Source organism: Bacillus sp. 05T31, assembly GCF_056396725.1.
The window spans coordinates 1-1,574 of sequence record NZ_JBFTMA010000862.1 but is presented as its reverse complement, the minus strand read 5'-3'; the positions used below and the strand labels follow the sequence as shown (position 1 = coordinate 1,574).

Below are 1,574 nucleotides of genomic sequence, written 5' to 3'. Positions count from 1 at the left end.
TTGTAATTATATGCATATCCAGTATTCGCTCCACTCACGCCTTTAACTCTATATTCTCTACTAAATAGCTTTATTGTTTCAGATTCTTTATAAATACTCTTTCCCACAATTACACTATTTTCTTCCCCATCTTCCATGCGAGAACCTTTTATTAAAGGAGGAGACCAATTCTTATTTATAAGACCAATCATCATTACTTCACCTATGCCAGGAAGTCTGATTCTCATATTATTTGTAATAACACTTGAATTCTTAAAACTAGTTTCTGTTAACTCCTGAATTGCTTTGAAATCCAGTTCTCCAAGACTAGTAAGCTGAACGGAATAGTAATATTTAAAATAACCATTTTTGCGCTCATAAAATTTTTCATCGTAATAATCTCGAATCGACATCGCTATGAGTATGGGCAGAATTGTTAAAACAAATCCAATAAATAACATAATGAATATTTTTCTGTTCACTGCTATTTCTTTTAATATTAGATTCATATAGCCTCCGCATTTTTATTATCTTTTTATGGTTTGGATTAAGAATAAATCTTTACTATGAAACTACTGAATGTACTTATTTTTTTGAGGCGATTGAAATTGAAGAGGTTAAATAAATGATGTTCTTATTCGTGCTTTATATGGGCACAAAGATTTAGTATTTTTATTATACATAGAAAACATGGAGCAAAATCAGGTGATGGAAATTTTTACGTTAGCAACACATAATTTACATTTAATTAATATTGGCTGTTTTCGTAAACACTGTTGTTTTTTATAAAATGAAATTTCCATGTGATTTGCTTTATAATATATATAGAATTATTTTACAGATTAATCGGAGGTGATTATATGAATTTGCTTAATATCTCTTTTGTGATATTGATGATGGCAGGATTATTAGTGATTGTTTATGGATTACAGAAAAAATCCCAATTAACAATGCTCTTTGGTGGGATGGCTTTCTTAGCACCAATATTTTATTTCATTGGTTGGACTCCTCTTTTACCTTTTGTTGCTCCGATTGCATTGGTAATTTCATATCTTGGGAAGAAAAAGGTAAAACCGCTTAAACATACTCTTTAAGGGGTCTGTTTTTTTGCACACCTTAACATTTCAACTGTTCTATAATTTGACTTCTGACACGCTGAAATAAGCATTTTCTCTACTCGTTTATCAAAGGCTAAGTCTTTGCCTATTTCGAGCCAACGGAACCAAAAAAGTTAAGCATCCGAATATTAGAGTTAATATATAAAAATCTTATTTATTAAAACAATGCTCCTATCAAATTGACAGGAGCATTGTTTTTTCAACCTCTATTTACTTTTATATACTTGAATTGAAATGATCGAAATTAAACTGAGCAAMCCCATAAATAAACAAGTCGCGCCTAGAATTGTATAAGAATTTCCGTATCCTTGTAATAAAGCTAAATACGTACTTGTATCCATATGACCGCCCTGCTCTGYAACAGATTYACTWRYTGCCTTACTCCCCATTTCTGGTGCATTTATAAGAATATACACGCCGATAATAGCTACTAAAGCTGAAATGATTTCTACAACATTAGACTTTGTCATCATACCC

Annotated in this window: 2 protein-coding genes and 1 pseudogene; 1 reads left to right on the top strand and 2 read right to left on the bottom strand. The window is 31.0% G+C overall.

The window, feature by feature from the left end; all coding sequences use genetic code 11:
• A pseudogene (locus AC1DJR_RS29310) lies at positions 1 to 488 on the bottom strand (ABC transporter permease); the annotation flags it as partial.
• 351 nt (positions 489 to 839) lie between these two features.
• Between AC1DJR_RS29310 and AC1DJR_RS29305 the strand changes: the two are divergent.
• Entirely contained in the window at positions 840 to 1,073 is a 234-nt protein-coding gene (locus AC1DJR_RS29305) for a hypothetical protein (protein WP_477004176.1), read from the top strand.
• Between the two features lie 230 nt (positions 1,074 to 1,303).
• Here AC1DJR_RS29305 and AC1DJR_RS29300 read toward each other — a convergent pair.
• Positions 1,304 to 1,574, bottom strand: a 271-nt coding sequence (locus tag AC1DJR_RS29300; protein WP_477004175.1) for a hypothetical protein, incomplete at its 5' end; no start/stop codon positions are given.

Bases quoted from the DNA above. Each gene is read 5' to 3' on its own strand.
- AC1DJR_RS29305 (WP_477004176.1), top strand. From the start codon at position 840: ATGAATTTGCTTAATATCTCTTTTGTGATATTGATGATGGCAGGATTA.